This is a genomic window from Caldisphaera sp. (assembly GCF_049974385.1).
Lineage (GTDB): Archaea > Thermoproteota > Thermoprotei_A > Sulfolobales > Acidilobaceae > Caldisphaera.
On record NZ_JBMFIW010000062.1, the window covers coordinates 1 to 650 of the forward strand.

The following is a 650-nucleotide window of genomic DNA, read 5'->3' on the forward strand; positions in this document are numbered from 1 at the left end:
ATTGTCTCTAACAAAGCTGGGTATCAAAGGCCTCGACGAAATTTTAAACCAAGTATACAGAGGCTCAATAATACTAGTAGCAGGAAACCCTGGTACAGGTAAAACAACAATAGGTGCAAAGTTCTTATACGAGGGCTTAAGGCAATTTAATGAAAATGGTTTATATTTAAGCTTTGTAGAGACAAAGAAGGATTTTTATAGGAATATGCTAAATTTGGGAATGAACTTTGAAAGCTATGAAAAGGATAACAAATTTAAATATATTGAAGCTGTAACTGTTACAGATATAAATGCATTGATTGATTTATTGCAAGAAGTTTTAAACATGATAGATAAATTAAATGCGAAGAGGTTAGTTGTTGATTCAATATCTGCAGTAATGCAGATGGGGGAAAAGGATGAAGGTAAAATAAGGGAATTGATGCACAACTTCTTTTATAGGGGGCCCAAGCTTAAGGAAGTTACAACAATATTAATTGCAGAATTACCTTATGGGAAGAGAAGCGTTGGATATGGGATTGAGGAATTTATAACTGATGGAGTTATAATATTAAAGAGCAAGATAATAAAGAGGAAATTGATAAGGCTTATGGAAATAAGAAAAATGAGGGGGAATGAAATAAGCGTAGGAGAGGTACCATTTATAATAG

The 650-nt window shown here is 32.9% G+C and carries 1 protein-coding gene; it reads left to right on the forward strand.

The window, feature by feature from the left end; translation table 11 throughout:
• The coding region (locus tag ACP5GV_RS08115) for an ATPase domain-containing protein (RefSeq protein ID WP_428103301.1) at positions 1 to 650 on the forward strand (650 nt) is incomplete at both ends.